This is a genomic window from Acidimicrobiales bacterium, from assembly GCA_035533595.1.
Classification (GTDB): domain Bacteria; phylum Actinomycetota; class Acidimicrobiia; order Acidimicrobiales; family Bog-793; genus DATLTN01.
The window spans coordinates 1-6,432 of sequence record DATLTN010000054.1; the positions used below are offsets into that span (position 1 = coordinate 1).

Genomic DNA, 6,432 nt, shown 5'->3' on the forward strand with positions numbered 1-6,432 from the left:
CGTCGAGCACCGCGTCGGAGATCTGGTCGCAGATCTTGTCGGGGTGTCCCTCGGTCACGCTCTCTGAGGTGAGAAGCAGGTGTCCGCCAGATGCGGTCATCGAGTGCCTCCAGTCGGCAGCCGGTGCGGCGGCGCCGATACGAATCCGCGCTAGCGCCCTGCGCCCGCGCGGATGACCAACCCCGTTGCGTTTTCCACGATTCTAGGCGCGGCGCCGTGGCCCACCGAGGCCCGCGCCTCCGCGGGCGTGCGGGCGGGGCGTTCAGGACCAGAGCGAGTGGGCGACGCGGGCCACGAGCTCCAGCTTGGCCCGCTGCTCGGCCTCGCTCATCGGGGCGTTCGCCGCGGAGGCGAAGCCGCACTGGGTGGAGAGGGCGAGCTCGCCCATCGGGCGGAAGTGCGTCGCCTCGGAGATGCGCGCCTCGACCACCGCCTCGTCCTCGAGGGTGCCGTCCTTGGTCGTGAGCAGGCCGAGGACGACGAGCGTCCCCTCCCGCACCGCGCCGATCGGGGCGAAGTCCCCCGCCCGGTCGGTGTCGTACTCGAGGAGCACGACGTCGACGTCGAGGTTCGAGAAGAGCTGGTCGGCAAGGGCGCCGTAGCCGCCCGAGGAGTGCCAGGCGCCGCCGCGCATGTTTCCCCGGCAGACGTGCAGCGCCCGCGTCACCCCCTCGAGGCCCGTGAAGACCGACGAGTCGAGCGCCGCGTCGAAGGCGACCTGTGCGTCGATGTCGTGGCCACGCGCCTCGTGGAAGGCGCGCGTCTCGGGGTCGGTGAGCGAGCCGTAGTTCGGCGCGTCGAGCTGCAGGTAGTCACAGCCCTCGGCGACGAGGCGGCTCGCCACCTCGCGCTGGTAGTTGCGCACGTCCTGGAGGAAGTCCTCGACGCGCTCGTAGGCCGAGGTGGAGCGCTGGTCGGACCAGTAGCGACGGCTGTAGCTCGGCGCCGCCATCGTGTACTTCGTGCGCGCCGTGGCGTGCGCCGCGAGGAAGGGGAACTCCTCCCCCACCGGGTGCTCGGACTTGGGCGTGATCTTGCGCACGACCGTCGAAGCCTCCGACGGGTTCGCGAGGCGGGCGTTCGCCGGGTAGGAGCGCTCGCCGGGGAGGATCTCGAAGCCCTCGAGGTGGCGGCTCACGTCCGCCCAGGTCGGCCTGCGCATCTCCCCGTCGGTGATCACGTCGAGGCCCACCGACTCCTGCAGGGCGATCGCGGCGAGCACCGCCTCGTCCTCGATCGCCGCGAGCTCCGCCTCGTCGAGGCGCCCGAAGGCGGCCTCGGCCCTCGCGTCGAGCACGACGGCCGGCTGCAGCAGGCTCCCGACCACCTCGGCGCGCGTCGTCGGCTGCGAAGTTTGCATCTCGGCCCTCCCTTGTCGGGCTCAACGTAACGGAGCGGCGGGCGAGTCGCGTTGCGGGCCGCCGCTGGAGGAAGATGGCGCGATGGACAACGACCCGGCCGACCTGTTCGAGATCCTCAGCACGACACGGGCGATGCGGCGACTGAAGCCGGACCCGGTGCCGGACGAGCTCGTGCGGCGCATCCTCGAGGCGGGGGTCTTCGCCGCGAACTCCGGCAACGCCCAGCAGTGGCGCTTCCTCGTCGTGAAGGACCCCGCGATCAAGGCGGCCGTGCAGGTCTGGTACGCGAAGGCCTTCAAGGAGGTCATCGAGCCCCACTACCTGGAGGGCGAGCCTCCCCCCGGGGTTTCGCGCGAGCGCTACCTCCGCCAGTACACGGCCGTCGCCCACCTCACCGAGCACTTCCACGAGGCGCCGGTGTGGATCGTCCCCTGCCTCGAGCACGGGGGCACCCCGCCGAACCGCGCCTCTGGCGCCTCCATCTACCCGGCGGTGCAGAACATGCTGCTGGCCGCCCGTGCCCTCGGCCTCGGCGCGACGCTGACGGCCCGCCACCTCCTCTACGAGGAGGAGAGCGAGACCGCCCTCGGCCTCCCCGATGGCGTCCACTCCTATGCCATCGTGCCGATCGGCTACCCGATGGGGAACTTCGGCCCGGTCGCCCGCCGGCCGCTCGACGAGATCGTCTACCAGGACCGTTGGGGGGAGCCCTACCTCTCCTGACGCTGCCGGCAGCGCATCTCCGGCGGGTGCCCCGGCAGCAGCCTGTCGACGAGCGCCGGGCCGCCGATGAAGGAGTACAAGAAAGGTCGTGCGCGCGTTCGGCATCCTCATCGTCTGCGTGCTCGTCGCGATCTGCGTCGGAGTCGGGGCGATCCGGGGATCCTCGACGCCGCTCGCCTACCTCGACGCCCGCGGCGTCGGCCCCGCGCACTTCGGCATGGGCGAGGGCGAGGTGGTGCGGCTGCTGCAGCCGGCACTCGGTGCGCCCAATGCCGAAGGCATCAACACCGGCTGTGGGCCGAGGTTCACCGAGGTCGCCTGGCACGACCTCGTCCTCGAGTTCCGATTCCGGGTGTTCACGGGGTACCGGTTCGACGAGGGCGGCTGGCCGGTGACGGTGCCGGGCTCGCCCAGCGATCGGGTGAGCCCCGCGGTGACGGTGCCCGCGCTCGAGACGCGGAATGGGATCACGCTCGGCAGCACGGTCGGTGAGCTGCGGGCCGCGTACGGCCGGCTGAAGCTCGTCGGCGCGGTGCAGTGGGGTACGCCAGACGGGCTGGTCGTCTCCGAATCGGCGGCGGTGGTGAACGCCGGGTCGCCGCAAGACACGATCGTCGAGATCGAGACCGACGTCTGCGGCGCCTTCTGACGGCCATCGCCGAGCGGTGGCCGTCAGCCGCGGGGCCTAAGCTCAGCTCACGAGGTGGAACTCGACCCGGTAGACGAGGGCGCCCTCGCCGATCGGGCCCGCGTGCGCAGCACGGCGACGGAGGGATTCACGTTCCCGTTCGCCCGAGGCTCGCACGTCGGCGGCGGAGACAGCGGCGAACCGGAGCTGCTCGATGTCGGCGATCGATCACCGCCCGTCCGACCGGGTAGCGGTTCCCGACCTTCACGCGCGGTCGCTTCCACAGCCGGATGGAGACCGTGATCCGACCCTCGGCGATGGCCTCTCGGAGCTCTGGGCTGAACTCCACGGCCAAACGCTACGTCGGGTCGCTGGCAGCGGGGAGAGGAGTCCGTGCAGAACCTCGCCCGCGGCATCGCCGCCGACAACGCGTTGCGGTGAATTCCCGGACGTCACCTTCGGGTTCCACATCTGCAGGGGCGGGGCGGCGGCCGCGGCGGGCCCTGTTCCACCGCGCGGGAACGTAACGAGCTCGACTTCGATCGCTCCCTGCTCGAGTACGACAGTGAGGCGGCGGCGAGCTTCGACAGCCTCCGCTTCATGCCCGACGGCAGGATCGCGGTGCTCGGTCTCGTCGGCAACCACGGCGAGGTCGAGACGAAGGACTACGTGAGGCGTCGGCTCGACGAAGCGCCTGCCGGTGGCCAGCTCGCGCTGTGCCCGCGGTGCGGGTTTGCCGCGGCGCACGACGAAGAAACCGCGTGGGGCAAGCTCTCGCTCATCCAGGGAGGTCGCGGGCGAGGTGTGGCCGTAGGGGTTCCCCCGCGCGCTCGTCAACGGATGGCACTGCCCCGCACCACGGCACGGGCCGAGATGGGGCTGGAAATTATGGCCGGGCGTCGAGCTCCGCGATGAGCTTCCGGGGCGCGACGGTGCGAAAGGCTTCTTCGCAGATCGCGGTGAGCTCTCGCCAGTCGGCCTCTCCGTCCAGACGGACACCGATCCAGCCGCGACCGCCGACGTACGGCGGACGGAAGAAGCGGTCCGGCTCGGTCGCCACCAGCTCATCCTGCGCGCCAGGCGGCGCGGCGCACCAGAGGTGCGCGAACTGGTGTTCGTGGTGGCCGTGGAGCCAAAGCATCACGAACTGCTTGCCGGCGAAGAACGCCGGTGCTCCATGGCTCGTCCGCTCGGTGACACCCGGCAGCGCCATGCAGATCTTCCGGATTTGGCCCTCGACCTCGGCCTCGGCCATCTTCGCCAACGCTAGTGAGCGGTCGCCGGATTCCCGCTCTGCGGGCCGCAGGACACTTACCCCCCCAGACGATCGAGCAGCCACCGCGGGCCGACGACCTCACCCCCGAGTTCCTCGACGCGGCGGCGAAGCGCCCGGTCCGCCGTCACCAGTACCACCTGACCTCCGGCGTCACCCGCGACTCGGACCAACGTGTCGTCGCCGTCCAAAGGCGCATGGAGCACCCTGACTCCGTCGGCGAGACCTTCCTCGACACCGCTCCGAGCCGCTCCTTCGAGAACGACCACGACAGGATCCGTGAGTTGGCCGTGCCGCGCCGCCGAGCGCACGCGACCCACGAACTCGGTCGCCGCGCCTGGCCGATCTCTCCACCAGCCGGTAGGGCGCGAGCCGACGACGTTCGCCGCGTCAATCAGCAGCATCGCGGCAGTGTGCACCGCGTCGGCCGTGCGGGCGAATCGCGAGCGCCCGAAGTCGGCGGGAGGAGGTCGCTCCGGTACGAGGCTGCTCAGTCGACGACGCGGATCGGCGTCCCGGCGAAGTAGGCGACGACGTCCTCGGCCATGCGGGTGAAGGCGCGGCGGAAGCCCGCCTCGGTGACGTAGCCGACGTGCGGGGTGAGCACCACGTTCTCGAGCGAGCGGAACGGGTGGTCGCGCGGCAGCGGCTCCTGCTCGAAGACATCGAGGGCGGCGCCCGCGAGCTGGCCCGAGCGCAGCGCGTCGACGAGCGCCTGCTCCTCGACGATCGGCCCGCGCGAGACGTTCACGAGGAAGGCGCCGCGCTTCATCTGCCCGAACTCGGCGGCGCCGAAGAGCCCGCGTGTGCGCTCGCTCAGCTGAAGGAAGATCGCGAGGACATCGGATTCGCGAAGGAGCTCCTCCTTGGTCACGAGACGTGCACCGCGCTCGGCGGCACGTTCCTCGGTCAGGTGCTCGCTCCACGCGATGACGTCCATGTTGAACGCCCGCGCGGGGCCGCACATCATCCCGCCGATGTTCCCGAGGCCCGCGAGGCCGAGGGTCTTCCCCGAGAGCGGCAGCGGGAAGCCCGTCTGCCAGCCCCCTGCTCGGATCTCGCGGTCCTCGATCCCGAGGCGCTTGGTGACCGCGAACAGGAGCGCCCAGGCGAGCTCGGCGGGAGGTGACAGCAGCCCGAGCCGGGCCGCCTCGGTGCTGCCGCTGGGACCGCCGCTCTGGCCCGGATCGAAGGTGCCGCAGAGCATGATGCCGAGCTCGCGGCGGCACTCGTGGTCGACGGCGTTGCTCGTCGACGCGTTGGTCACGATGAGCCGGAGGTTCGGGAGGCGTTCAAGGACCTCCCGGGGGAACCACGTCCGCTGCTGGGTGATCACGAGCACGTCGAAGCCGGCGATCGCCTCGACAAGATGGTCGGCTGGGATGGGCTCGCGGAAGAACACGATCTCGTGCTCATCGACGAGAGGTGCCCAGTCTCCGAACTCCTCCGCGCAGCCGATGTAGTCGTCGAGCACAGCGATGCGGGCCATCGCCGGAGTGTCACGCCCTCTGGTCAGGCTGTCAAACAAGCGCGCGTGACACCGCCCCGAGGTCTCAGGCGCGGCCCTGCGACATCGTCCTCAGGTGCCCGCAGCGGAAGGAGCCGCCCCGCCACGGCCTCGGCCCTGCGCGAGACAGTGCCGCTCAGGAGGAAGGGCCATCGGCGGCCGCCTTCAGAGCCCGAACGTCGAGCTTCATCATCTGCATCATCGCCTCCGTCGCGCGTCGTGCTCGCTCGGGATCGGGGTCGGAGATGATCGCGAGGAACTCGGACGGCACGACCTGCCAGCGGACACCGAATCGATCCTTCAGCCATCCGCACGCGATCTCGGAGCCGCCGTCGCGCAGCGCGTCCCAGTAGTGGTCCACCTCGGACTGCGTCGCGCAGTCGATGACGAACGAGATCGACTCGTCGAAGTCGAAGTGGTCAGGGCCGCCGTTGAGCGCGGTGAAGAGGTTCCCGTCGAGCTCGAACTCGATCGTCATCACCGAGCCGGCGGGACCCGGCCCGGCCTCTCCGTAACGGGAGGTGCGCAGGACCCTGGAGTTCGGGAACACCGACAGGTAGAAGTTGACGGCCTCCTCCGCCTGGTCGTCGAACCAGAGAAATGGCGTGATCTTCGGCACTGCACCGACCTCCGCTCGCTCGCCCGGAAGGACCTACCCGAGCATCATCGCGTCCGCGCGCGCCCGTTCATCGGGCGCCCTCAGGCCGGTAGGCGCACCGGGTGCCCCGACCGTCCGGCGCCCTCGCGGCAAAGCGTCGGTATGCAATGCTTTTCGGCGAACGCCGAGGAGGATCACGTGACGAGCGACCGACGACCCCTCCTCCGCCGCGAACTCGGGCGGGGCTTCTTCGCCTCGGGGATCGTCATCGGAGCACTGGCGTTGCTCTCGGTCGCGGCGGGGGCGAGCCTCGCGACGCTCACGCCTGGTCACGCCTACTGC

The 6,432-nt window shown here is 70.6% G+C and carries 8 protein-coding genes; 2 read left to right on the plus strand and 6 right to left on the minus strand.

From position 1 onward, the window contains the following. Positions 1 to 100, minus strand: a 100-nt coding sequence (locus tag VNF07_10280) for an S-adenosylmethionine synthetase N-terminal domain-containing protein (GenBank protein ID HVB06618.1), incomplete at its 3' end; no start/stop codon positions are given. A 162-nt stretch (positions 101 to 262) separates the two neighbouring features. Beyond that, positions 263 to 1,360, minus strand: a complete 1,098-nt coding sequence (locus VNF07_10285) for a hypothetical protein (protein ID HVB06619.1) — start codon at positions 1,358 to 1,360, stop codon at positions 263 to 265. A gap of 82 nt (positions 1,361 to 1,442) precedes the next feature. On the opposite strand from VNF07_10285, the gene VNF07_10290 reads away from it, so the two are divergent. Further along, the gene (locus VNF07_10290; protein HVB06620.1) at positions 1,443 to 2,084 is read left to right on the plus strand and encodes a nitroreductase family protein; all 642 of its coding nucleotides are present in this window, start codon (positions 1,443 to 1,445) and stop codon (positions 2,082 to 2,084) included. An 88-nt stretch (positions 2,085 to 2,172) separates the two neighbouring features. Beyond that, positions 2,173 to 2,733 (plus strand): hypothetical protein, encoded by a 561-nt coding sequence (locus VNF07_10295; GenBank protein HVB06621.1) that lies wholly within the window; start codon positions 2,173 to 2,175, stop codon positions 2,731 to 2,733. Positions 2,734 to 3,598: 865 nt separating this feature from the next. On the opposite strand, the gene VNF07_10300 is transcribed toward VNF07_10295, so the two are convergent. The 4 genes from VNF07_10300 to VNF07_10315 all read right to left on the minus strand — a co-directional run bounded on the left by VNF07_10300 (position 3,599) and on the right by VNF07_10315 (position 6,111). Continuing rightward, complete coding sequence (locus VNF07_10300; GenBank protein HVB06622.1) at positions 3,599 to 3,967, minus strand: MmcQ/YjbR family DNA-binding protein; 369 nt, start codon at positions 3,965 to 3,967, stop codon at positions 3,599 to 3,601. 56 nt (positions 3,968 to 4,023) lie between these two features. After that, positions 4,024 to 4,389, minus strand: a complete 366-nt coding sequence (locus tag VNF07_10305) for a hypothetical protein (GenBank protein ID HVB06623.1) — start codon at positions 4,387 to 4,389, stop codon at positions 4,024 to 4,026. A gap of 86 nt (positions 4,390 to 4,475) precedes the next feature. Then, a complete protein-coding gene (locus VNF07_10310) occupies positions 4,476 to 5,474 on the minus strand; it encodes a D-2-hydroxyacid dehydrogenase family protein (GenBank protein ID HVB06624.1) in 999 nt (332 codons plus the stop codon). A 154-nt stretch (positions 5,475 to 5,628) separates the two neighbouring features. Then, positions 5,629 to 6,111: a VOC family protein gene (locus VNF07_10315; GenBank protein ID HVB06625.1), complete on the minus strand. Its 483-nt coding sequence runs from the start codon at positions 6,109 to 6,111 to the stop codon at positions 5,629 to 5,631. Between the last annotated feature and the right edge of the window lie 321 nt (positions 6,112 to 6,432).